This is a genomic window from Pseudolabrys sp. (assembly GCF_035943735.1).
Taxonomy (GTDB): Bacteria; Pseudomonadota; Alphaproteobacteria; order Rhizobiales; family Xanthobacteraceae; genus Pseudolabrys.
In genome coordinates this window covers 20,172-44,170 of sequence record NZ_DASZBV010000001.1, presented here as the reverse complement: position 1 = coordinate 44,170, position 23,999 = coordinate 20,172, and the positions used below count along the sequence as shown (strand labels likewise).

Sequence of the window (23,999 nt, the reverse complement as noted above, 5' to 3'; positions counted from 1 at the left end):
CCTGCTGTCTGAGGCTGCGGGGCGCGGCGGTTGTGAAGCCGCCGCGTCTCGCGGCTATTCGCATAACAGCGGTGTCAATCGTCGCCCGCCGCATCCGCACGCGGGGCTGAGACACATCATTTTCTGGATCGTGCCGCCGAGGACCGCGGGCCGGTGCTCTGCCGCAACCGCCGCATTCACCGTCGCCACCGGATCCACCTCGCCCATCTCGAATGGATAATCGCTGCCCAGCACCAGCCGCTCGACGCCGACCAGGTCGATGAGATAGCGCAACGTCACTGGACTGAACGTCACCGTGTCGAAATAAAGCCGTCGCAGCACCTCGAGCGGATCGCCGCGGAATCCTTTCGAACGCGGCTCCGGGCGAAATTCGGCGGCATGACGGAATCGCTCGATCTGATACGGCAGGAAGCCGCCGGCGTGCGGCACCTTGATTCGCAGCTTCGGGAAGCGGTCGAACACGCCGGAAAACATCATGCGCACGACGGCGATCGTGGTCTGCAGCGGGTAGCCGATGCAGTTATGCAGGAAATAGTCTTGCAGCCCCGCCGGCCTCTGCTCGTCGTAAGGATGGAAGATCAGAAACGTGCCCATCTCCTGCGCCGCGGCCCAGAACGGATCGAGCGCCGGATCGTCCAGGAAGCGGTCGGGCCCAAGATAGGTAGCGATCTGCGCGGCGCTGAAGCCGTATTTGTCAGCGCAGGTCTGCAGCACCGCGATCGCGGCCTTCGGATCCTGCAAGGGCACGTTGGCAGCGCCGGCGAAGCGATCCGGATTCGACGCGGCCACAGCGGCGATCGCTTCGTTCTGCAATTCCGAGAACTTGATGCCGAGATCGCGCGGCATCGTATAGGCGGAGAAATCGACCCAGCCGGTGAGGATCTGCATGTCGATCCCTTGCCGGTCCATGGTCGCGATGCGTTCATCCAGGTGCGTAAGAAAGAGCGGCAGCGGACGCACATAGGACGAACCGGCCAACTGCACGAGCGGCCGCGCCGCGTCGCCGCTGAAGCTCACGCCGTAGCCGGCCGCGTTGCTGCGCAACGCTTTGTACATATCGGGTGGGACGATATGCGCATGCGTGTCGATGACGGGTGTGACCATGTCTGCTCCCAACGATTGGCGCGGATGCGCATCAAAGCTTGGAGCAGCAGGGCCCACAAGCGTAAGTCGGGTTTACGTCGCCGGGTTTTTGCAGCGTGAAAGTGGCGTGTGCCGCTGCGGCGGTGCTTGCACGTGGTTCGATTTTGACCGAGCATGACCGGTAACGATCGCCGCGCGGCTCAGCGGAAATGCTGCAACGCCGCATTGCATGAGCGATCGGTTCGAGAAAATCCCAGTCGTCGAGCACTTCGCGGCATTTACTGCCCGCTCAGAAAAACAAGACCGGACCACCGGCGGGGAACAGCGACCATGAGGGAGGACTTCCCATGTCGACAGCTTCCATAGCTGGAACGGAGCCTTGGTATCGCAGCCTCAATGCAAACCAATGGAAGACGATGATCGCCTCGAACATCGGCTGGATGTTCGATGGCTATGAGACCTTTGCGCTGATCCTGACGGTCGGGGTCGCGCTGCACCAGTTGCTGCCCGCCTCCGAGCTCTCGCATACGCAGGCCTTCGCCGGCACCGTCATCGGCATCACGCTTCTCGGCTGGGGCGTTGGCGGCGTCATCGGCGGCATATTGGCCGATTATCTCGGCCGCAGGCGCACGATGATCCTGGCGATCCTTGCCTATTCGCTGACCACCGGCCTCAGCGCCCTGGCCTGGGATTGGGTGTCGTTCGCGCTGCTCCGCTTCGTCGTGGGCGTGGCGATCGGCTCCGAGTGGGCGACCGGCGCGTCGATGACCGCGGAAGTGTGGCCGGACCACGCGCGCGGCCGTGGCGCCGGCCTGATGCAGTGCGGACTTGGCATCGGATTCTTCCTCGCCTCGTTCATCTGGCTGTTCATCAGCGGCTACGGTCCGAACGCCTGGCGCATCATGTTCCTGCTCGGCATCGTGCCCGGCCTGTTCGCGCTGTGGCTGCGCAGCGGCATTGACGAGTCAAAACGCTGGGAAGCCACCAACGAAAAGCGCAAGAGCGCCCGCGCCAAGAAGATGAGCGGCGCCGTGCTTGCCCCCGAGGAGCACGCGCTCAACCGTTTCACGATTGCAGACCTGTTTGCCGACCCCGAGCTTCGGAAGCGGGCCATCATCTGCTTCTTCATGTCGCTGACGACAACGTTGGCGTGGTGGGGAATCTCGACCTGGGTACCCCCCTTCGTCGCGGCGGTCGCAGCCGCGCAACACCTGCCGCCACAGACTTGGGCCAGTTATGCGGCCATGAGTTACAACATCGGCGGCATCATCGGATATGCCGGACTGGGCTTCATGGCCGACCGATTCGGGCGCAAGCCCGTCGTCATGCTGTTCTTCGCAGCCTCGCTGGTCCTCACGCCGGCGCTCTACATGTGGACGACGAACCTGGAGCTGCTGGTGCTGATTGCCGCCGTGAACGGCATCTTCACGCTGGGGCAGTATTCGTGGCTGTCGGTATGGCTCCCCGAACTCTTCCCCACGCGCATGCGGGCCACCGGCATGGCCTTCGTGTTCAACGCGCCGCGCTTCATCGCGTTCATGGGGCCGCTGTTTGCGGGTCTGCTGATCGTGCAGTTCGGCGGTTTCAGCAAGATGGCCGTCGCCTTCTCGCTGATCTACATCCTCGGCTTCGTGCTGGTGCCGTTCCTGCCCGAAACCAAGGGCCAGCCGCTCCCGACCTGATCTGAAAACGACATGGCCCGTGCGGCGCTCGAACGCCGCACGGCCGCACGCAAAGGGCCTCGCCTTCAGAGCCGCAGCAGCCGCTCCGCATTGCCGTGCGCAATGCGTTCGCGATCGGCCTCGCTGACCGGCAGATGCTGCAGAAAGCTGCGCGCCTCCGCCATCGAGCCGTACGGGTAATCGGCCGAGAACATGATGCGGTCGACGCCGATCTCCAGCAGCAGATTGAGGAAGGTCGGCGTGAAATTGAAGCCGCCGAAAGTGTAGTGGACGTTCTGGCGCAGGTAGTCGGCGACGGGGCGCGCGAGTTTCGTCAGCTGCGGCGGCAGAACCCTGTTCGTCCGCTCGAGCATGAACGGGATCGCCTCGCCCATGTGGCCGATGCAGATCTGCAGCTTCGGATGCCGGTCGAACACGCCGGCGAGAACCAGGCGCAGCAGGTGCACCGCCGTCTCGATGTGCCAGCCCCAGGCGCCCGTCGAGAACACGGCTGTCACCGCCGGCGAGAAGCCGCCATAGAGCGCGTCGAGCACGGGCTTCGCCGGCGCCGTGGGGTGCAGGTAGATCGGCACGTCGAGCGCTTCGGCCCGCGTGAGGATCGGCGCGAAGAATTTGTCGTCGAGATAGCGGCCGCGCGTGTGGCCGTTGATGTTGGCGCCCTTGAAGCCCAGCTTGCGCACGCAGCGCTCGAGTTCGTCTGCGGCCTTGTCCGGCGCCTGGGTCGCCAGCGAGGCGAAGCCGGCAAAGCGTGTCGGATGCTTCTTGATCGCCTCGGCGAGCCAGTCGTTCGACTCGCGCGCGCAGGCGACCGCCTCGTCGGGCTCTGCCTGCTCCACGCCGGGCGCGTTGAGCGACACGACCTGCATATCGATGCCCGCCGCATCCATCTCGGCGACGCGCTTGTCGCCGAGGTCGGTCAGCCGATCGACGATCACCGCCCCGGCCGGCCCGGAATCGCGGAACCTGTTCATGAAATGCTTGCCGGGCCCCGCGAGGAAGGCAGGGGTGATGAAATGTTCTTCTACGGTGATGGTGCGCATCGTCACTCCTTGGACGTTCTTCGTTATGGTCGGGGATTCGCGTGCGGGGTCGGCCGGCACACTAGCTTGGGGAACGGCGCGTCAGGAAGAGGCTGTCGGTGGGGCGATACTGCAAACAAAATTCTCTACGTCCCGCCCCATCGCGCGTCGACCGCCTGCCGGCCCGCAAGGTTACCAAATACGCAAAAACACGTGACTTTTTGTCGATAGACGCCCCCGCCGGCGGTGAAAGGATAATGTCTCAGGGACCTCATCAGCCATAAGCATCATAATCGGTCCACCTTAAAGGGGAGCCGCCATTGCATCCGCGTCCGTGGAGTTTCGTCGCTGCCATCGTGGCGGCGATTTCGCTGTCTTGGCCGCTGCCTCCGGCCCATTCGGCGGAGTTTCCAGAACGGCCGCTCCAGATCGTCGTGCCCTATGCGCCCGGCGGCCCGAGCGATGTCGGAACGCGCCTCATGGCCGACGCGCTGTCCCGCCACATCGGCCATCCGGTCGGTTGCAGTCGTCAGCCCCCTCCTTGCCGACGCTTGCCGGCCTCGCCGGAGCGGATAAACCTGCGCTCAGTTCGATCCTGAAAGCTTCGGGACAGCTTTTTGGCCGGAACCTGGCCGCATAGCGACAGCGGCACGGAGCTACGGCGCCACCTAATCAGCTCAGGCCGCGGGTCGTCTCGTCGAACAGCTCGTCGACGCTGAAGCGGCGCGAAATGAGCTTCTGATCGAAGGTCAGATCGATGATCGTCTCGAGCGAGCGCCGGTTCGGCTCAAGCCCGAATTGAAGCGTCGCCGCGTTCTTGTCGCCCGCACGCACGGCGGCGTCGTGACTTTCCTTGAGCAGTCGGAACACCTCGCGCACCAGATCGGGACGCGTGCGCGACAGTTCGTTACGGATCACCATCAGGTGGTTGATCGTGTAGCCGTGCTTGTCGGCCCACGCCTTCGACGCCGCCTCGTGGTCGGGAATGAGATGCTTGAGCCGCGGATCGGGCAGCTTGTCACCGACGATGGCCGCGTCGAGCTCGCCATCGAGCAGCATCTGCGCGATGTTTTTGCCGGCCGGGGCGCGCTCGACAAAGGCGGGATCGGTGTATTCCGCAAGATGCGGATCCTCGAAGGTGACCCATTTAACCTTGCCGAGATCGACGCCGTACTGTTCCTTGAGGATGCCGCGCACCCAGACACCGGTGGTCACCGTATAGGCTCGCACGCCGACGCGCTTGCCGGCCAGATCGGATGCTGTCAACGGTCCGCGTTCAGGATTGTAGGCGATGGTGTGATGCTGGCCGCGGGCGACGACGACGGCGGGCATGAGCACGTAGGGCTTGTTATAGGTCTTCGCCTGCAGATAGGTGACGATCGCCAGTTCGGACAAGTCGAACTTCTGCTCGCGCACCAGCGGCTTGAAGCCGGTATTGGCGACCTTGATGTCGGCATAGGTGAAGCCGACGAGATCGGAACGTAGTTCCCCGGACTTGAGCGCCCGCGTCACCGGGTAGTCGCCGAGCAGCGTGAACAGGTTGGTCTTCTGCGACGTCATGTACGCAATCCCCTTTTTCGTCTGTTTTGCACGCTGCCGTCAGGCGTTCAAGCCGACCGCCTTCAGCCGTCCAGGGAGCCGCGGGTAAACCCGCAGTGCATTGCCGGAGAAGATCTTCGCCTTATCTTCCGCGCTCAGCCAAGTGGCCTTGTCGAGATACTTCTTGGTGTCGTCGAAGTCGTGGCCGGTCATCGGATCGACGCCGCGCACGGCGCCGACCATCTCCGACGCGAACAGGATATTGTCGACCGGCACCACCTTGGTCAGCAGCTCTATCCCCGGCAGATGATAGACGCAGGTGTCGAAGAATACGTTCTTGAGCAGGTGCTCCTTCAGCTCCGGCTTGCCGTTGTTCAGCGCCAGGCCCCGGTAGCGGCCCCAGTGGTACGGCACCGCGCCGCCGCCGTGCGGGATGATGAACTTGAGCGTCGGGAAGTCCTTGAACAGGTCTCCCATGATGAGCTGCATGAAAGCGGTCGTGTCGCCGTTGATGTAATGCGCGCCGGTGGTGTGGCAGCATGGATTGCACGATGCGCTGACATGGATCATCGCCGGCACGTCGAGCTCGACCATCTTCTCGTAGAGCGGATACCACGAGCGGTCGGTGAGCGACTTCGTCTTCCAGAAGCCGCCGGACGGATCGGGGTTGAGGTTGCAGCCAACGAAGCCGTACTCCTTGACGCAGCGCTCGAGCTCGGCCGCGCAATTGGCCGGCGACACGCCCGGCGACTGCGGCAACTGGCAGACGCCGATGAAGTTCTTCGGATAGAGCGTGCAGACGCGGTGGATCAGGTCGTTGCATAGGCGCGACCAGTCCATGCTGGTGCGCTCGTCGCCGATGTGGTGGCTCATGCCGGCGGCGCGGGGCGAAAAGATGGTGAGATCCGTGCCGCGGGAACGCTGCAGCTTGAGCTGCGCGCCTTCGAGGCTCTCGCGGATCTGGTCGTCGGTGATGTTCAGGTTGCCCGGCGAGAGGTGCTCGCCGTGCCCGATCGCCTCGGTCTGCCTCTTGCGGAAATCGTGCAGCTGCTGCGGCTCGGTGGTGTAGTGACCATGGCAATCGATGATCATACTCTTTGCTCCTAACGGTGCCGCGATCAGCGGGAGAGGATGGCGCGCGTTTCGGCGAACATATCGTCGACGCTCATGCGCTTCGGAATGAGGCCTTGCTGGTAGGTGTATGCGGCGATCAGTTCCAAACTCTTGCGGAGCGGTTCCGTGCCGAAGGGCAGCGGATCGGGATCGGACGGCGGGCCAGCCAGCCGCTTGCCTTCGCACAGCAGCCGCCAGACCTCGCGCGCCGTCTCAGGATCACGCGTGACATCGGCGCTACGCATGACAACGAGGTGATTGATCGGCACGGTCTTGTGCTTTTGATGCCAAAGCCGCGCTTCGGCCTGCGGGTCGCCGAACAGCGGCCGCAGGCGCGGGTCCTTGGAGGATTCGCCCAGCACCGCGTCCAGTTCGCCGTCGATTAGCATCTGCACGATCTTTTTACCGGCCGGCGCGCGCAGGGTCGTGTCGTGATACTCAGCGACGTGCGGATCCTCGAACGTCACCCATTCGATGCTGTCGAGATCGACGCCATAGTCGTTCTGCAGGATGCCGCGTAGCCAGGCGCCGGTGGTGGTCGTGAAGGAGCGGATGCCGACGCGCTTGCCGTCGAGGTCGCGCGGCCCGAGCGGTTTCGCCGCGTTGCAGAGCGCGTAAGGCTGCTGGAAGCGGCCGATCATCCCCGCCGGCAGCAGCGCCAGCGGCTTCCCGTGTGCGCGCGCGATCAGATAAGTGACGACGGCCATTTCCGACACGTCGTACTTCATCTCCCGGATCATGCCCTTGAAGCCGTCCCAGACCGGCTCGATCTCGGTGAACTCGAGATCGAACAGGTCCGAGCGCACTGCGCCCGATTTCAGCGGCGCAGTGTGCGGATAGGTGCCGATCAGCGTCTGCAGCTTCCGGCGCGCCACGATGCTCAGCCCTTTAGGACCGGGTACAACGTCTGCGCGGTCTTGCCGAAGATCCAGTCCTGATCGCTCGCCTTGGCGAAGGCGAAGGCCTTCTGCGCCGCGGTCAGGATCTCCTTCATGGTGCCGACCGAATTGGGGAAGTTCGAGCCCCAGGCGATGCGCTCGGCGCCGAACGTGTCGATCATCTTGCCGAAGAACGTCTCCGGTGCACCATTGCCCCAGCTCTTGGGCGAAACGTTGATCGGCGTCACCTTGAGGTAGACCTGCTTGTACTTAGCCAGGTCGAACAGCGCCTGCGCCTTGGCATAAGGCGGCCCGTCCTCGAACGGCGCGCGCGAGAAGTGGTCGAGGATCATGGTGATCTTCGGGAAGCGATCCATGATCTGGCGCAGCAGCGGGATGCCCTCCTGCTTCATCTGCATGCAGACTGGGATGTTCTTGGCCTGCGCATGCTCCCAGAACGGATCGGCCTTCGGATCGACAAAGAAGGTCGCCTGGTTCGGCAGCGTCGAGCCGGTGGTGAACAGGCGCATGCCGGTGCAGCCGCGGCCGAGCCAGTAGTCGAACGTCTTCACCGCGTCCGGCGCCAGCACGTCGATCGAATAGACGCCGGTGAAGCGCTCCGGCACCGCCTCGACGGCGTCGGCGACGTAGCTGTTGTCGTAGCCGTAGGCGGTCGAGGAATGCACGATCGCCGCCTTGGCGACGCCCGCCTCGTCCATCGCAGCGAGCAGTTGATGGTACGTCGTCGGCCGCTCGGTCGACCAGGTCGACTGCGTGCCGCCGAGCGGATCGAGCGGATACTTCTTGGTGTCGGGCGAGACGATGTGCGGATGGATATCGATGATCGAGGACATACAGGCCTGCTTACTGTTGGACTTCGCTCAGGCGTCGACGTTGACGAAGACGCGGTCGAGTTCGGGACGGGAGGGGATCAGCTCCTGCTGCAGCGCATAGGTCACGAGCGCCTCGATGCTTGGCCGGTTCGCCGCCATGCCATAGGGCAGCGGATCGCTCATGAGCGAGAAGAAGCTTCGATAGCGCTTGTCTTCCGCGCTGTCACCTTTGCCGAGCCGCAGCCCCTCGAGATAGGGCAGCTTGGCCGTGGTGAAGGCGTTCATCATGCTCTGCGCCAGCCAGGGATGGCGCGCAATGACCTCGTCCTTGACGACGATGAGACCGTGGATCGGATAGATGCCCGTGCGGCGATACCAGTCGTGCTCGACCTGCTCGACGTTGGCGAGCAGTTCGGGATAGGTCCCGGTGTCGCCGCCGGTCGGCGCGTTCATGTCCCAGTTGCCAATCGGCGGGCCGGCGCGGCCGACGCCCGCGGGGCCGGTGAAGCCGGCCTGGATCTCGCCGCTCGCCATCATGCTCTGCAGTGACTTGCCTTCCGGCGCATGCACGACGTTCGATGGCAGGACGAGCGAGGTGACGTGCTCCTCGTCGTCGACGACCCAGGTCACCTTCGAAGAATCGAGACCGTACTCGTTCATGAAGATGCCGCGCGTCCATACGCCGGTGGTCACCGAGTAGGCGCGCACCCCGACCTTCTTGCCCTCGAGGTCCTTCGGCTGGCGGATCCCGGCATCCGGCCGCACCACGAAGCCGCCGTGATGGAATCGGCGCATCAGGAAGATCGGCAGCGCGATGTACGGCGCACCGCGCGCGCGGGCGATCATGTAGGTAGTCGGCGCCATCTCGCAGATGTCAAACTCGACATCGCGCACCATGCGGCGAAATGCCTGGATGATCGGCACCACCTCGACGAAATCCGGGTCCACGCCTTCGATCGGAATGCTGCTGTCCTTGATCGCGCGCGTGTGGCCGTAGCTGCCGATCGCAATCTTCAGGCGGGGCCGCTCCGAGCCTTGCGGGATGGCCGCCGGTTTCGTTTGCACGTTCACGTCAACTCCTCGCGCTACCGCTTACTGTTTCGGAATTCCGGCCTTGTCGATCACCACTCGCCATTTGGCGATGTCGTGCTTGATGCGGTCGTCCATCTGCTCCGGCGTCGTGGGCCGCGGCTCCATGCCGAGCGCCGCCATCTTGTCCTTGATCTCCGGCAGTTTGAGCACGGCGCTGATCTCGCTGCTCAATTTGCCGAGAACGTTCTTCGGCACGCCGGCGGGACCGGACAAGCCGTTCCAACTCGTCACCACGTAATCCGGATATCCGCTATCCTTGACCAGCGGTACACCGGGCAATTGCGGGTCGGGATGATCGCCGGAGGTGGCGATCACATGCAGCTTCTTGGCCGTGATCATCGGTCGCAGCGCGGCGAGATAATCGAAGCCCACATCGACGTCGCCGCGCAGCAGGGCCGTTACCAGTTCAGGCGTCGTACGGTAGGTGATAAGCGCCGTCTTGATGCCTGTCGTCATGCGAAACAACTCGGCCGAGAGGTTCTGCGTGCTCCCGACATTGATCGCGCCGAAATTCAACTTGCCCGGATGCTCCTTGGCGTAGGCAACGATCTTGGCGACCGTGTCGAGCTTGGCGTCGGCCTTGGTCACCAGAAGCATTTCGAACTCGGCCAGCATCGACACCGAGGTGAAGTCGGTCAGCGCGTTGTAGGGCGGCTTCTTGAACAACGATTCGTTGATGGCCGAGCCGTTGCCGGTCAGGAACAAGGTGTAGCCATCCGGCGGAGCGGCCATGACCAATTTGGCGGCGACGATGCCGCCGGCGCCCGGCCGATTATCGATAAAGAAATTCTGGCCTGTCCGTTCGCTGAGCTTCTGGGCGACGAGGCGCGACGTCACGTCGGCAACCCCGCCCGGGCCGTACGGAAGCACGATGCGCACCGGCTTATCCGGAAAGCCGGACTGGGCGTGCGCTGCAACAAGAGCGACAGCGCCCGCCAGAACAGCCGCACATAGGCGCAATCCACGGATCGATAGCGTCATGTTTTCCTCCTGCACGGCTTTGTTCTCCGGCGGCCGGGCCGGGCGATGCTTCGATCGTGCCGTGCTGGCTGAATGATTGCCCGCTGGCGCGGCAAGTCCATTCCGATTAGGCTCACGGATCGATATGGAAATCGTCATCATGGCGCCGACACTCGACGGAAGCGCGATTTTCGGGCCGTAGTTGTTGCTCGAACGGCTCATATTGGAAAGCTGTCAATGATCGACTTCCGGTTGCTGCGTCATTTCTGGTATTTTCTCGCCGTGGCCGACGAGCGCCATTTTGGCAAGGCGGCGAAGCGGCTCGGCATGTCGCAACCGCCACTCAGCCAGCAAATCCAGGTGCTCGAGCAGATGCTCGGGGTGCAGTTGTTCGAACGGTCGCGCCAGGGCGTCCGGCTGACGCGCGAAGGCGCCGCCATCCTCGGCCCGGTACAGCGCTTCATGGAGCACGCGCAGCGGCTTCAGGTCGCCGTCAACGAGGCGAGCCAAGGCCGCAGCGACATTCTCAGTGTCGGCGCGATCAATTCGGCCCTGTTCGACATTCTCCCCTCGCTGCGGCGCATCGCGGCGCAGCGCTACCCCGGACTATCGATTGCGATCGCCGAATTGAAGAGCTCGGAAGCTCTGGCGGCGGTGCAGAGCGGCGAGATCGACCTCGCCTTCGCCCGCCTCGGCGACCGCGTTCCCGACCTCGAGGTGCGTCCGATCGTGCACGACCACCTGGTGCTGGTCCTGCCGCGGGACCACGCGCTGACGGCGTCGAAGAGCGTCGGCATTCACGAGCTCGCCGACGAGACTTTCGTGCTGCCGCCGCGCAGCTCGAGCCCGAGCTATTTCGACCAGATCACCAGCGCCTGCCGGGCCGCGGGCTTTTCGCCGCGCGTCCATTTCGAAGTGCCATCAGTGGTGTCGCAGATTGCCTATGTGGGCTGCGGCGTCGCGGTCGGCATGGTGCCGAGCCGGGCGATGCGCTTCGGCGGCGGCGAAGTCGTCTTCCGGCCACTGGCCGAGACCGTCAATGTCGTCAGCATTGCTGCGGTCTGGAATCCGCAACGGCGCAAGGACGTTGTGCCGGAGATCATCGATATTGCGGAAGCGATCGGGGCCAACCAGGTCGCGCTGCCCGTCCAACCCATCGCGGCGCGGCGCATCGCCGCCAAAGCGCGGGCGTAAGCGCGAAACCGACGACGGGCGCGGCCATACGACTTGGGTATCGAACGATAGTGCAGAATGTGTTGGACAGAGGCCCCGGAACATCGGATTCCTGCGCCAGGGGAACGCTCGGACAAGACCACATGACACCGTATCAGGACATCGCCGAGGAACTGCTGCAGCACGGGACTTCCACGCTCTGCGAGGCGTCAGGGCTTCCTTGCGCGCTCGACTTCGCCTTGCGGCCGGTCTGGCCGGGTGCCGCCGTCGCAGGGCCAGCCTATCCGGTGCGCTGCGCGCCGGGCGACAATCTTGGTATCCACATCGCACTCGACGCTATGCCTCCGGGGCACGTGATGGTCGTCGATGCCTATGGCTATATCGCCGGCTACTGGGGCGAAGTGCTCACCGTGGGTGCGCAGGCGCGCCAAGTGCTCGGCCTCGTGATCGATGGCGGCTGTCGCGACATTGCAGCGCTGGAGCGGCGCCAGTTTCCGGTGTTCGCCCGCGGCGTCGGCATGCGCGGCACGGTCAAGCATCATTGCCCGTCGGCCGGGGAACCGATCGTTGTCGCGGGAGTGATGATCGCGCCGGGCGATCTCATCGTCGCGGACGCCGACGGCGTGCTGTCGCTGCCGCAGGCCCACGTGCAACGAACGCTGGATGGCGCCCGCAAGCGCACCGAGAAGGAAGCCGGCACGATGCGGCGGCTGCAGTCCGGCGAGACGACGCTCGAACTGCTCGGATTGACAGCGCACCGCAAGCGCTGACAATTGCAATCCACTTCTCGCTCAAAGACGGTTCATAAAATGCGATCTTCAATGACGCCTCATGCCGGTGCGGCCGGCCGCATCGACCGCCGCAGCTTCATTGCCCTGTCGGCCGCCGCGCTCGCATTGCCGGGCAGCCTGCGCGCCGCGCCGGCCTACCCGACGAAACCGGTACGCATCGTCGTCCCCTACGGACCGGGCGGCATCGCCGACGTGACCATGCGTCTCGTCGCCGACCAGTTGAGCAAGAAGTTCAACCAGCAGTTCTTCATCGAGAACCGGCCCGGCGCCGGCGGCGTCGTCGGTATCCAGGCCGCGCTCTCCGCGCCGCCCGACGGCTACACGATGATGATGATTGGCGGGGGCCTGTGCATCGCCAAGGCGTTGTTCAAGCATCTGCCCTACGACATCGAGAAAGATATCCAGCCGGTCTCGACTACGGCCTCGTACGGCCTCGTGATCGTCAGCAAAACGGGCTCGAAGTACCAGACGATCAAGGACGTGGTCGCAGCCGCCAAGGCGAAACCGGGCAGCCTCAACGTCGGCACGATCAATGCCGGCAGCACGCAGAACCTCTCCGCCGAATTGTTCCGCATCCGCGCCGGCATCGACGTCGCCATTGTGCCGTACAAGACGACTCCCGAGCTCGCGAGCGCCGTCCTGCGCGGCGACGTCGACGTGGCGTTCGAATATTTCGCCGGTCTGCAGTCGCCGATCGTGAACAAGCAGGTGACCGTGCTGGCGACGACCGGCGAGACCCGCGCCACCAATCTGCCCGACGTGCCGACCGTGATGGAAGCCGGCGTTCCGGATTACGACGTGACAAGCTGGAACGGCCTCGGCGTGCATGCGGGCACGCCGGCCGAGCTCGTGGCCTTGCTCCATAACGCGATCGACGAAGCGCTCAAGTCCGACAGGGTGCAGACATTCTCGAAGAAAGCCGGCATGGACGCGAAGGGCATGGCCCCCGCGGCGATGAAGACGCTCATCAAGAGCGACGTCGCGACGTGGACGGAAGTAATTCAGAAGGCGGGGATTAAGAAACGTTAGCCGCTCACGCCTCTGCGCGCGAAGGCGGCCTGGGATTAGTTGCCGGCACGAAGTCCACAGATGCCTGAATGCTCGCACTGGGCTCGTACGTCGCCAAAAGACGGCGTATGGCCCAAAAAAAGCCGCTGCTATTCGGATCGCTCGCGTCTTTCGAGGAGCCGCCGCGGGTCCGGATCGAGCTTGTTCTTCATGACCCAGTCGGCGATTTCCGCGTGCGACGCGAACCAGACGTCCGGGAAGCTGCGCATGTAGTTGAAGATCTTCTGATAGATCGCCGTGATCATCGGCCGACCGCCGTTGTGACAGTGCATCGACAGCGGCAGGTAGGATCCCGGCTCGCGTAGATACAAGTAGTCGAACACCTCACGATAGACGTCCCACAGATCCATCGAGCTCGATTTCAGAACGCGATTGTCGGTGAAGTCGCTGCCGGGAATGTGGACGATCGGGCCCTTCTTGGTCTCGATGAAACGCGGCAAATCGGAATCGCGCGCATCGCCGTGCCACAGCAATCCTTCGGCTGCGAGGAACTCGCGCGTGTGTGGGCTGAAGGCCATGCTCGGGCTGATCCAGCCCCGCGGACGCATGCCCGACACCTTCTCTAGAAGATCGAGACATGTCTTGATGGTCTTCAGTTCCTGCTCCGGCTCCATGGCTGAGAGGACCTGGTCCTGCAGATAAGCGTGGCCGGCGACGTCATGGCCGGACCGCACGATCTGCGCCACGGCGTCGACGTAAATCTCCGCACAGCGGCCGCTGACGCAGAACGTGCCCTTGATGCCATGCTGGCTCAACAGGTTGATCAGCCGATAGACGCCGATCTTTCCGCCATAGCTGCCCCAGGCAATGCCCGCGAGATCGACGGTCCCTGCCTTGAGCGGGCTCGCCTGCACGCCGTAAGGCGGCGCTTTCCCTTCCGACCAGGTTTCGAGCATTACAGTGACGCCAACCGCCATGCGTTTTCCATGCGGCCAGTGGAAGGCAGTCATTTGAGTGTTTCCCTTTATGATCGTCGATGATCAGCGCTTTAGATAATCGGCCGTCCACGTGGCGTAATCCGGCCGCCGCGTCGCCTGGGCGAGCGCCTCGCCGTCGAGGCCCTTGATATCCGCAGAAGGCGTGCTGTTTGCGAGCGCCGCGAGCGCTTCGTGGCACGCACGCATTGCTGCGAGGAAAGGCCGATGCCCCTGCAGGCAGATCCGAACGCCGTAGGTGGCGAGCACATTCGGGTCCGAGAGCGTCGGCGGAACGGCGCCGAGCAGGATCGGCAGCCGCACGCGTTCGCGGATTGCGGCGAGTTGCTCCGCCGACCGAATGCCGGAGAAGAACAATGCGTCGGCGCCGGCATCGGCATAGCGTACGGCTCGCGCGACGGCGTCATCGATGCCGGAGATCGAAGCCGCCGCCGTGCGGGCGATGACGACGAGGGCGTCGTCGCACCTTGCCGAAACGGCCGCCTTGATCTTCCTCTCGCCCTCTTCAGGAGTAATGAGCGCTTTGTCGCTGCCGTCGAAAGGCGGCGGCAGGAGGGTGTCTTCGATCGTCAGCGCCGCGAGGCCCGCGGTCTCCAACTCCTCGACCGTGCGCATGACGTTGAGCGCGTTGCCGTAGCCGTGGTCGGCATCGACCATGATCGGCAGGTCGCTGGCGCGGCATATCCGTCGAACCAGCGCGGCGAACTCGGACATCGTGATCACGCAGAGATCCGGCGCGCCGAGGATCGCCATGGAGGCAACCGAGCCTGCCAGCATACCGACCTTGAAGCCGAGCCCGGCTGCCATTCTGGCCGACATCGGGTCGAAGACATCGGCCGCGAACCGGCATTCGGTTTGCTCCAGCAGCGCGCGATAGCGGAGGCGCCTATCCTTCGGTGTCACGACCTTAGCGCTCATGCTCGCCTACTTCCTCGTTATTCCCGCGGCGTCGATCACGCTGCCCCATCGTTTGATCTCTGCTTCCATGCGCCGTGCAAACTTCTCGTGCGGCACCGGGAGAGCCTCGAATCCGAGCCTCTTGAATTTCGCAATGGTGTCCGGCTCCTTGAGGATTGCCGTGACATTCGCTTCCAGCGCCGACACGGCCACCTTCGGCATGCCCTTGGGTCCATAAAGGCCGTTCCACGACGTGATATCGAAATCCGGCACGCCCTGCTCAGCCATGGTCGGCACATCCGCCAGGCGGTCGTCACGCTGCCCCGAGGTGACGGCAAGAACGCGAATCTGTCCCGCCTTGATCGCTCCTTGAAGCCCACCATAGGCGTTGACGACGACGTCGACGTCGTTCCGCAGCAGCGCCACTTCGAGCTCCGCCGGCCCGCGATACGGCACCACCGTCACCTTGAGCTTCATATTGAGCGTGAAGAGCAATGCGGCGAGGTTATTGCTCGTGCCCGCCGACGAGGTTCCGATCTTCAGTTCGCCCGGATGCGCCCGCGCTGCCTCGATGAATTCCTTCAGCGACTTGAACCGCGATTTTGCGCTCGTGACGAACAGATAAGCGAACTGACTCACCCCGACGATCGGCTCCATCTCCTTGCGCGGATCGAACGGCTCGCGGAAGAGACTTACTCCGATTGCAGTGTTGTTGCCGACCCACGCGATGGTGTAGCCGTCATGCGGCGCGTTGGTGACTGTTCTTGCTGCGACGACGCCGCCTGCCCCTGGATGGTTTTCGACGACGACCGGCACTTTCATCGTCTCGGACATCCTGGCCGCGAGCAGCCGAAGCTCGACGTCGGAGGCTGCCCCAGGCGCGAACGGCGTGACCACCTTGATGGTACGCTCCGGAAAGCTGGCGGCCTCCGCACGCCCGCCCGTCAGCAGGCATGCCAGCGCCAAACAAGCGAAAATAATTTTTAGGTGACCTGCCGGTTGTGCCACAAACAGCCGACGCTGTCCGCCAAGCGGCGTCCCGATGCGCGCCATACGTATCCTCCCATATCATTTCGTTATTTTTTGCCATGGTAGAGAGCAGCAAATAGCCTCTCAAGAATGTTTAGCGTATCGACTTGATACCCGTAGCAAATCGGCACCCGCGATCGGCTCGATATTGAGGTCGCGCTCAAGTACGACAAAGCCGATGTCGCGGCCCGTATGTTCGACTTTTAGAGATCACCCGCCGCCCTCGGAGGGTGCCCCCTAGGGCATTAGCCTCTACAACGTATGTCTGAGCAGAGTGCAAGGCCAGTATGCTGCAGAGTTGAGCAGATTTGGCGGGTCAAAGGATGTAATCGGAACCGAAATAGAGGCAAACAGGATTATGCCCTTTGCGCTTACACTAGAAGATGTCGGATTCGCTGAAGAAGGGACGCTCATATCCCCGTAAACAAAAGAGTCGAAATGTTCTTATAGCCGGCTCACACTCCGACCGACGTGAAATAGCGGAACATCTTATGTACATTGAATTGAAACGGCCGGCTTTCGACGGGGGAGACAGTATGTCAATGCCTGATCACGCCGAGGCGGCAATTCCGCCGAGCTACTGAGATACGGCTCAACATGCAACGCCGTGAAAGTGTTCTTCGATGTGAGGTTGCTGCCGCGACCTTGCTCCTCAACGACCTCGGGATCATGGGCTACAGCGGCCATATCGCGGCGCGGCTTGATGACTCCCAAACTTTTCTGATCCAATCATTCCAGCAGAGCCGCTCGACGATCGGGCCGGATGATCTTTTGGTCTGTGATCTGGATGGCGGCGTCGTGTCCGCCCCTGCCGGCTCACGCCCTCCTTCCGAGGTTTATCTTCATTGCGAGATTTTCCGTGCCCGAGCCGACGTGCAGGCGATCGCCCATTTCCACCATGAACGCACGACAGTCTTTACGCTTGCAAAAGGCGCCAAATTGCAGCCCGTGAAGAACCACGCGGCGCGCTGGATGAGCGGCATCCCCGTTCATGATGATCCGAGTCACGTGAGTACGTCGGAGCGAGGGCGCTCTCTCGCCCAGACGCTCGGCGGCAAACATGGGCTACTCATTCGGGCGCATGGCCAAGTCATCGTCGCGGAGTCGGTACAGGGCGTGCTGATTGACAGCATTCACTTCGTTGAGAATGCGCAAGCCATGTACGATGCCGCTTGCCTCGGCCCGGTTGCACCCCTCACGGAGGCGGAGATGGCGGCTTTCAGCAGCGAATTCGACCGCAACAAGCACATCGCCAAGCTGTGGGAGTATTATGTCGGCCGCGGACGCGCGAGCGGAATGCTCCCCAAGGCGTGGGCGCTCTGACCTCACTCACATTGCCAATTAAATGCATGGGCATTGGGAACCGATCCGCACGGCTTGCGATCTGGTTCGTCGTGCCTGCATAATGGACACGAGCGAGACCACGGTGATGACTAAGCCGCGAGCACATCTGCGGGAGCATCGCGCATAGCAGACTGAATGCTAAACTATTGCCCCCGCTACCGCGCCGCAGAAGCGCGGAGCGGTTGAATAGGGAGGAACCTATGCCAGACGTGCAACGGCGTTGTTTACTCGTCTCGCTCGGCATGTCGGGCGCAGCATTGATGTTGCCCCAGCCCGCCTTTGCCGCGGCGATTTATCCAGACAAGAACATCAGCTTCGTCATCCCCGACGGCCCGGGTGGCGGCTTCGACAGCTACGTGCGCGCAATCACGCCTGCGATGCAAAAATATCTGTCGCAAAAAGTGACCGTCGTGCCGACCAATGTTCCCGGTGCCGGCGGGGCCCGGGCCGCGAACGAAATCTTTCGCGCGCGACCGGACGGCGCCACGATCGGCATCTTCAACGTGCCCGGTATCTACATCCAGCAGGAGCGCGGTAACGCGGGCTTCGACCTGGAGAAGCTCACCTGGATCGGGCGCCTGGGAGTCGATCACTACGGTCTGGCGGTCGGCGAGAATTCGCCGATCAAATCCATCGACGACCTGAAGGCGCTCGCGAAGCGGCGTCCGGTCAAGTTCACCTCCACCGGGCCGGCCGGCACCGCCTACAACGCTACTCTGATCGCCGCGCATCTGCTTGGCATCCGCGCGCAATTGATCACCGGCTACAAGGGTTCGCGCGATTATGTCATGGGCGCTGTACGCGGCGACGGCGATGCCGTGGTTACGGCCATCCCGACCTTGCGCCGCATGGCTGCCGGCAAGACCCTGCGCATCATTGCCACCTTCGAAGAGCACGGCAGCGTGCCCGGCGCGACTGATGCCACCGCGCTCGGCCAGCCCGAACTCGCCAGCATCACGCTGCAGCGGCTGGTCGCCGGCCCGCCAGGCTTGTCCGCCGACATCACAGCGACCTTGGCGGATGCCATGACCAAGGCACTGGCCGCTCCGGAGGTCGAGGCGTGGGCGAAGAAGGCGGATGCCGGGCTTGCACCTGAAAGCCCGGAGCAGGCTGCCGCCACGCTCAAGGAGCAGATCGCTTTCTACAACAAATGGAAACCGTATCTGAAGGCTGGTCACTGATCCGCTGACGGCGGTTGCACACAGGCCTTCGCACCCATGTTGCATGTCTGGCTCAGCGGCATCGAAAGTCTGTTGCAGCTTAGGGAATTGATGTTCCTTGCGCTCGGCATGGCCATCGGCCTGGTTTTCGGCGCCATTCCCGGTCTCGGCGGTAGCACCGCTCTGGCGCTGCTCATGCCGCTCACCTATGGCCTTGAGCCTTTCACCGCGCTCGCTTTGTCCGGCGGCGTCATGGGCGCGGTGCCGATGGGCGGCTCGATCACCGCAATCCTCCTGAATGCACCGGGCACCGCCCCCAACGCTGCGACCTGCATCGACGGCTATCCGCTTGCGCAGCAGGGCAAGGCCGGGCTCGCCATCGGCGCGGCAGCGAGCGCCAACTCGCTCGGCGGCATCATCGGCACCATCTCCGTGCTCGCCGTCCTGCCCATCGCAAAGGAGCTGGTACTGCTGTTCGGCCCGCCCGAGTTCTTTCTTCTGGCAATTCTGGGGCTCGTGGTTGTCGCCACGACTTCGCGCGGAAAGATGCTGCGCGGCCTGATCACCGGCGGTTTCGGCCTGATGGTCGCGTTCATCGGCTACAACAACGTGAGCGGCGATGTCCGGTTCACCTACGGAGTCGAGTATCTCTGGGACGGGGTGCGCCTTGTGCCGGCGCTGATCGGCCTCTTCGCCGTCGCCGAGATGATCAACCTCATGGTCAAAGGCGGCACCGTGGCGCGCGATGCCGGTACGGTGAAGATCACGCGCATGATGAGCGGCGTAATGGAGACGTTCCGCCACCCTGCAACGGTGCTGCGCGGCTCGATCGTGGGCACGGTCGTCGGCGCCATTCCAGGCGTGGGCGGCGTCGTCGCCTCGTTCCTGTCCTACAGTCTCACCGTGCAGGCCTCCAAGGATCCGGACTCCTTCGGCAAGGGCAATATCGAAGGTGTGATCGCGCCGGAGGCGGCGATCAACGCCAAGGACGGCAGCGCGCTCATTCCGACTTTGGCATTCGGCATTCCCGGCGGTGCCGAGATGGCGGTGTTCCTCGGCATTCTCGTGCTGCATGGCCTGCAACCGGGGCCGTTGATGCTGATCCAGAACCAGACGGAAATTTACGGGCTGGTCTGGGCACTCACGGCCTCGTGCATCCTTGCATCATGCGTCGGCCTGCTGCTGGTCCGGCCGCTCGCCATGGTGACTTTGGTCGACTCCGAAATTCTGGCTCCGGTCGTCATCTGCGTCGCCCTCGTCGGCTCCTTCGCCATCGACGGCCAGATCGGCAATGTCGTCATCACCGCCGTCTTCGGCATTCTCGGCTATCTGATGCTCCGCTTCGACTATCCGCGACTGACCGTCGTCGTCGCGCTGGTCCTCGGCGGGACGGCGGAACGCAGCTTCCACCAAACAATGATGATGAATAATGGCGGTTGGTCGATCTTCGTCGATCGCTGGGTGTCGGCTCTGCTGCTGGCGGCGATTGTCATCCTGCTCGGGTCGCCCGCCCTGCGCATGCTCGTACACAGACTGCGCGCGCGGCCGATCGCGGCAGAGAAGCCGCAGACATGAGGCGCGCCTTTGGAACGCCCATCGTCGATTATCTGCCGGCACTGGTGCTCTGGCTGCTCACGGCGGCATATCTGATCACCGCCTATGGCTACGACGCGGAATCTCGGGTCATGCCCGCGCTCGTTGCCTGGGCCATGCTGCTGCTGCTGCTGCTCGATCTGATATCGAGGACACAGACACGTTTCGGCCAGGCGCTGACCCGCTGGCTCAATCCCGGCGCAGCGCAAGTCAAGGGTGCGTCGACGGACCCCAACATCACCCGAAAGCAATTCGCGGCAGTTCTCTGGCTCGCGGGTTTTGCGACGGCGCTGCTGCTGATCGGCGTCCTCTACGCGGTGCCGGTCTACGTATTTGCGTCGCTGCGCCTGCGCGGGCGCCGCTCCTACCTAGTTTGCCTAACCGCCGGTGCCGGCATGGCGCTGCTCGTCTGGCTGCTGTTCGCCATGCTGCTGCAGCTCAACCTGTACCCCGGCCTGCTGCTCCAAGGCGTTTGACAGGTTATGCGACGGACACCGCCGCCGCTTGCGGAAAGATGAGCGACTTGATCACCACCGGCACGGCGCCGGACGTGTCGATCATCTTGCCGACATCGATATAATCGAATTCCTTCAAGTCCAGTCCATCGACGGAAATGATCGCATTTTCGAGCTTCAGTTCTTCGCGGCAGTGGATGCCCAGCAACCCGCCGACATCGCCATCGCCGACGAGCACCAGGGGATGACCACGTGAGAGCACCGGCGCAAGCCCTTCAATCAAGCCCCGGCAGCAGGCGTCCAGTCGTGCAAACGTCGCCGAGCCCCGCCAGGGAAGAAACACCGCCACCGCACTCCCGCCCTCGGCAAGGTCAAGACGCCCTAGCGATGCCGCAATGGCGGAGCCGATCTCGCCTTGATCGATGACGGTCTTGTCAAGCGCCAACTGCGGCGCGATTACCGGCACGTTACGCAGCGGCAGTATGTCGAGCGGCGCAACGTAGATCGTGCTGCCACTCACCTGTGTGGTGTACTGGGATGCGCCGATGACGGTGGCGCGGATGAAAGCGTTCGCCGGTTCAATTCTCGCGCCGGCGCGTTCGGCGCGCGTGCGAACGGCCGCGGCAAGCTGCGGTCCCAAGTCGCCAAAGCCGCCCGTCTGGCGACCGTAGAGATATTCCGAGACGCCGCCCGAGAACGTAAGCGTTTGAAGGGCCCCGCTGCGGCTCAGCGGCGCCAGCCGCAGCAGGCTCACCGATCGCAGACGAGGCGAGCCGCCCTGCATTGCCTCGAACAGGCGATCGGCCATGGCTTCGGCGACCGCAGTGGCACCGGCTGGCGTCAAGACGGCGCCGACTTCGCACGGAAGCCCGAGATCGACGAGATAGCGACGGCCGGCGTCTTCCAGCCGCATCAGCCTGCCATCAGGACCGATGCAAATGAGCCGTGCACCGACATCCACGGCGGTGAGATCGGCCACGCGTCCTTCCGCGCAAACGGCAATTTTTGACGTGCCCCCGCCGATATCGACGTTCATGACGGCGGCACCGCTGCTGATCGAGCGCGCCACCGCACCCGATCCATAGGCCGCCATAGTGGTCTCCAGATTGTCGCCAGCGCTCACGGCCACCATCTTGCCCGCCTGACGCGCAAACAGTTCGCCGATCCGCCGGGCATTGCTTCGACGCACCGCGACACCAGTTAGGATGAGCGCGCCGGTGTCGATCTCATCGGGATCTATCTGCGCTTCCTCGTACTGTCGCTCGATGAACCGGCCGAGCGCGCCCGCATCGATCGTCTCGCCGTCTTCATAGGGCGTGAGCATGATGTCGGATTCGAAGAAGGCCTCGCGCTCGCTCACGACGTAGCGGCTGTCGAGCCGCTCGAGCACGATGCGCGAGAACACCAGATGCGAGGTGGACGATCCGATATCGACGCCAACGCTAAGGATGCAGATCTGGTCTTCTTCGGCCAACGCGCGCCCGGTATCGGAAAAAAACACGCGCCCGCCCTCGGCTTCTTCGGACATGTTGGTTTCTGCCCGTCGGGGCCGCCCTACTCTTTCGGCAGTTCACCCTTGTAGCCGCGATCGTAGAACTCCGGCGCCATGCGGTTCTGCGCGCCGTTGCGGTTCAGTGTCGTTTCGTATTCGGCGCGGATGAAGGGATCCTCCATCCAGTACGGGATTGCCGTGCCGCCTTCCGGAATGTCCATGCCGGTGTAGTCGATGTGCGTTTCGCCCGGCGGTCCCGGCTCGCGGCCCGGCGAGTTCGGGCCGAACCAGGCGGTTAGCCGCAGCGGATCTTTCGAAACGCCGAAGTGCTGGTGATACCAGCGCGCGCCGCCGGGCGCCGCCGACACCATGCCGACAGGCTCGTAATCGACGCGCTTGATCAATTCGGCCTTGCCGTCCTTCCACGGATTGACGCCGGCATGTTCCGGCCAAGTGTAAGTGTAGCCTTTTCCCTTCAGGCAGATCAGCACCGCCGCCGACGTATGCGCATGCGCCTTCGAGTATCTGCCATTCTCATGCTGGGCGATCCAGAGATAGAACGTATTGCCTGTCATGAAAGGCTCGATGCGCCTGTACCCAGGTGAGCGGCGGTTATCGAGCGGCAGGTCGCAATTCTTGATGTCGGGGATGAAGTTCGTACGCCGCATGGCGAGCCCGCGCACGGGATCCGGCTCGATGTCGTCCTTCGGCTTGTAGAAGTCATCGGCGCCACTGAAGCGGTCGCGAAATTCGTACGAGCAATTAAAGATGGCGTCGGTGTTGTTGATGAGATTCATCAGGTTCGGCGCGGTCGTCCCGCCGAGCAGTAATGCGGGGCTGGAGCTGGCATTGACGATCTGATGCCAGGCATTCACCGGGATAGAGAACAGGGAACCGGCCTGCCATTCGAAAGCGTGCCGCTTGCGGTCGCCCTCCAGCCAGACCTCCGTCGACCCGCGCCCCTCCACCACGTAGAAAATCTCTTCGTAGAGATGCTTCTCGGGCTTGAGCGCGCCAGCGCCCGGTATCTCGACTACATAGCAGCCCCATTTGCCTTCGGTACCGTAAAGCTGGATGAAACTGCCGCGGCCACCCGTCCGCGCCCACGGCGCCAACGGCAGATTCTGCACCTTGCTGACACCGATGTCGCGAAAGACCGGGATGCCTTCCGCCTCCATGAAGAGGTCGTAGGGTGTCTTCGGTCGCCCGAATTTGCCGAAGCCGGCGCGCTTTCCCGCGGTCGGCTCGTGCCAATGGCTGCGTCCAGAAACCTCATGCATTGCATACACCTGCGCCGCGGCATGACATTCGAATGAAGTGTCCGTCCCGATCCAATGCGCGCCGCGTTTCGATTAGAGCCATTTTCCGGTTAGCAGATATTGCTTGTTGAGGCTATCGCATCGCTGGCGGGTCGGAAGCTGGCGAAGAGCTGGCAGCGGGTCGTCGTTTCCGGGTTTCAATGCACATACTAGGTACCGAACCAAGGCTTATCCGACCCGTCTTCGGGCTTCGGTACGAGATCAAACAACGTCCTTCGCGGCCCGCGTCCTTGCCAGATGTGTGAACACGCTAGCCGAGAAGCCCGTGCTCATTGGCTGAAGTACGGAGTCTCAGAGAAAAATCGGCCGAAGAGAGCAATGCGGCCGGACCGTTGCGCACAAGGGTCCGAAGGCCCATCGCCAAAAAGGACCGTTCAAAGGGATAAGAATGGAAATCGGAGACGAGAGGACGGGACAGGCTGGCGGTGGGAGCGCTACTGCAAACGAAATTCTCTATTTCAAGCCCTCTCAGGTCCGGTAAGCGCCCGTCGGCCCGGCTGTACTGACCGGATCCTCTAACGCCAGGAGCGAGACCGGGCAATCC

General features: G+C 63.3%; 21 protein-coding genes. 8 read left to right on the top strand and 13 right to left on the bottom strand.

Annotated features, from left to right (window positions below; genetic code table 11):
- Window positions 1–54: 54 nt before the first annotated feature.
- Window positions 55–1,104 carry an amidohydrolase family protein gene (locus VGV41_RS00195; RefSeq protein ID WP_326861620.1) on the bottom strand — a complete coding sequence of 350 codons (1,050 nt, stop codon included), beginning with the start codon at window positions 1,102–1,104 and terminating at the stop codon, window positions 55–57.
- 326 nt (window positions 1,105–1,430) lie between these two features.
- On the opposite strand from VGV41_RS00195, the gene VGV41_RS00190 reads away from it, so the two are divergent.
- Window positions 1,431–2,765, top strand: a complete 1,335-nt coding sequence (locus tag VGV41_RS00190; RefSeq protein ID WP_326861619.1) for an MFS transporter — start codon at window positions 1,431–1,433, stop codon at window positions 2,763–2,765.
- 65 nt (window positions 2,766–2,830) lie between these two features.
- Here VGV41_RS00190 and VGV41_RS00185 read toward each other — a convergent pair whose 3' ends face one another.
- The 7 genes from VGV41_RS00185 to VGV41_RS00155 all read right to left on the bottom strand — a co-directional run bounded on the left by VGV41_RS00185 (window position 2,831) and on the right by VGV41_RS00155 (window position 10,118).
- Complete coding sequence (locus VGV41_RS00185) at window positions 2,831–3,805, bottom strand: amidohydrolase family protein (RefSeq protein ID WP_326861618.1); 975 nt, start codon at window positions 3,803–3,805, stop codon at window positions 2,831–2,833.
- 651 nt (window positions 3,806–4,456) lie between these two features.
- Complete coding sequence (locus tag VGV41_RS00180; RefSeq protein WP_326861617.1) at window positions 4,457–5,344, bottom strand: hypothetical protein; 888 nt, start codon at window positions 5,342–5,344, stop codon at window positions 4,457–4,459.
- Between the two features lie 39 nt (window positions 5,345–5,383).
- The gene (locus VGV41_RS00175) at window positions 5,384–6,415 is read right to left on the bottom strand and encodes an amidohydrolase family protein (protein WP_326861616.1); all 1,032 of its coding nucleotides are present in this window, start codon (window positions 6,413–6,415) and stop codon (window positions 5,384–5,386) included.
- Window positions 6,416–6,441: 26 nt separating this feature from the next.
- Window positions 6,442–7,311 carry a hypothetical protein gene (locus tag VGV41_RS00170; protein ID WP_326861615.1) on the bottom strand — a complete coding sequence of 290 codons (870 nt, stop codon included), beginning with the start codon at window positions 7,309–7,311 and terminating at the stop codon, window positions 6,442–6,444.
- A 5-nt stretch (window positions 7,312–7,316) separates the two neighbouring features.
- Complete coding sequence (locus VGV41_RS00165) at window positions 7,317–8,168, bottom strand: amidohydrolase family protein (RefSeq protein ID WP_326861614.1); 852 nt, start codon at window positions 8,166–8,168, stop codon at window positions 7,317–7,319.
- Between the two features lie 27 nt (window positions 8,169–8,195).
- Window positions 8,196–9,218 carry an ABC transporter substrate-binding protein gene (locus VGV41_RS00160; RefSeq protein WP_326861613.1) on the bottom strand — a complete coding sequence of 341 codons (1,023 nt, stop codon included), beginning with the start codon at window positions 9,216–9,218 and terminating at the stop codon, window positions 8,196–8,198.
- A gap of 21 nt (window positions 9,219–9,239) precedes the next feature.
- Window positions 9,240–10,118, bottom strand: a complete 879-nt coding sequence (locus VGV41_RS00155) for a Bug family tripartite tricarboxylate transporter substrate binding protein (RefSeq protein ID WP_326861612.1) — start codon at window positions 10,116–10,118, stop codon at window positions 9,240–9,242.
- A gap of 318 nt (window positions 10,119–10,436) precedes the next feature.
- On the opposite strand from VGV41_RS00155, the gene VGV41_RS00150 reads away from it, so the two are divergent.
- From VGV41_RS00150 to VGV41_RS00140, 3 genes are all read left to right on the top strand, one after another.
- Window positions 10,437–11,393, top strand: coding sequence for a LysR family transcriptional regulator (locus tag VGV41_RS00150; protein ID WP_326861611.1), 957 nt, complete (start codon window positions 10,437–10,439; stop codon window positions 11,391–11,393).
- A gap of 122 nt (window positions 11,394–11,515) precedes the next feature.
- Window positions 11,516–12,142, top strand: a complete 627-nt coding sequence (locus VGV41_RS00145) for a dimethylmenaquinone methyltransferase (protein ID WP_326861609.1) — start codon at window positions 11,516–11,518, stop codon at window positions 12,140–12,142.
- Window positions 12,143–12,193: 51 nt separating this feature from the next.
- Window positions 12,194–13,192 (top strand): tripartite tricarboxylate transporter substrate binding protein, encoded by a 999-nt coding sequence (locus VGV41_RS00140; RefSeq protein WP_326861608.1) that lies wholly within the window; start codon window positions 12,194–12,196, stop codon window positions 13,190–13,192.
- 128 nt (window positions 13,193–13,320) lie between these two features.
- Here the strand turns inward: VGV41_RS00140 and VGV41_RS00135 are convergent, their stop codons facing one another.
- From VGV41_RS00135 to VGV41_RS00125, 3 genes are read right to left on the bottom strand one after another with little or no spacing between them, the layout of a single operon-like run.
- Window positions 13,321–14,181, bottom strand: a complete 861-nt coding sequence (locus tag VGV41_RS00135; RefSeq protein WP_326861607.1) for a polysaccharide deacetylase family protein — start codon at window positions 14,179–14,181, stop codon at window positions 13,321–13,323.
- A gap of 30 nt (window positions 14,182–14,211) precedes the next feature.
- Complete coding sequence (locus VGV41_RS00130; RefSeq protein ID WP_326861606.1) at window positions 14,212–15,084, bottom strand: isocitrate lyase/PEP mutase family protein; 873 nt, start codon at window positions 15,082–15,084, stop codon at window positions 14,212–14,214.
- Window positions 15,085–15,090: 6 nt separating this feature from the next.
- Entirely contained in the window at window positions 15,091–16,116 is a 1,026-nt protein-coding gene (locus tag VGV41_RS00125; protein WP_326861605.1) for a tripartite tricarboxylate transporter substrate binding protein, read from the bottom strand.
- 573 nt (window positions 16,117–16,689) lie between these two features.
- Here VGV41_RS00125 and VGV41_RS00120 point away from each other — a divergent pair.
- From VGV41_RS00120 to VGV41_RS00105, 4 genes are all read left to right on the top strand, one after another.
- Window positions 16,690–17,415: a class II aldolase/adducin family protein gene (locus VGV41_RS00120; protein ID WP_326861604.1), complete on the top strand. Its 726-nt coding sequence runs from the start codon at window positions 16,690–16,692 to the stop codon at window positions 17,413–17,415.
- A gap of 263 nt (window positions 17,416–17,678) precedes the next feature.
- Window positions 17,679–18,617: a tripartite tricarboxylate transporter substrate binding protein gene (locus tag VGV41_RS00115; protein WP_326861603.1), complete on the top strand. Its 939-nt coding sequence runs from the start codon at window positions 17,679–17,681 to the stop codon at window positions 18,615–18,617.
- 36 nt (window positions 18,618–18,653) lie between these two features.
- Entirely contained in the window at window positions 18,654–20,171 is a 1,518-nt protein-coding gene (locus tag VGV41_RS00110; protein WP_326861602.1) for a tripartite tricarboxylate transporter permease, read from the top strand.
- Window positions 20,168–20,665, top strand: coding sequence for a tripartite tricarboxylate transporter TctB family protein (locus VGV41_RS00105; protein WP_326861601.1), 498 nt, complete (start codon window positions 20,168–20,170; stop codon window positions 20,663–20,665). The genes VGV41_RS00110 and VGV41_RS00105 overlap by 4 nt, the downstream gene beginning before the upstream one ends.
- 4 nt (window positions 20,666–20,669) lie before the next feature.
- On the opposite strand, the gene VGV41_RS00100 is transcribed toward VGV41_RS00105, so the two are convergent.
- Complete coding sequence (locus tag VGV41_RS00100; RefSeq protein WP_326861600.1) at window positions 20,670–22,172, bottom strand: ethanolamine ammonia-lyase reactivating factor EutA; 1,503 nt, start codon at window positions 22,170–22,172, stop codon at window positions 20,670–20,672.
- A 26-nt stretch (window positions 22,173–22,198) separates the two neighbouring features.
- Complete coding sequence (locus VGV41_RS00095) at window positions 22,199–23,416, bottom strand: cupin domain-containing protein (protein WP_326861599.1); 1,218 nt, start codon at window positions 23,414–23,416, stop codon at window positions 22,199–22,201.
- Window positions 23,417–23,999 lie beyond the last annotated feature (583 nt).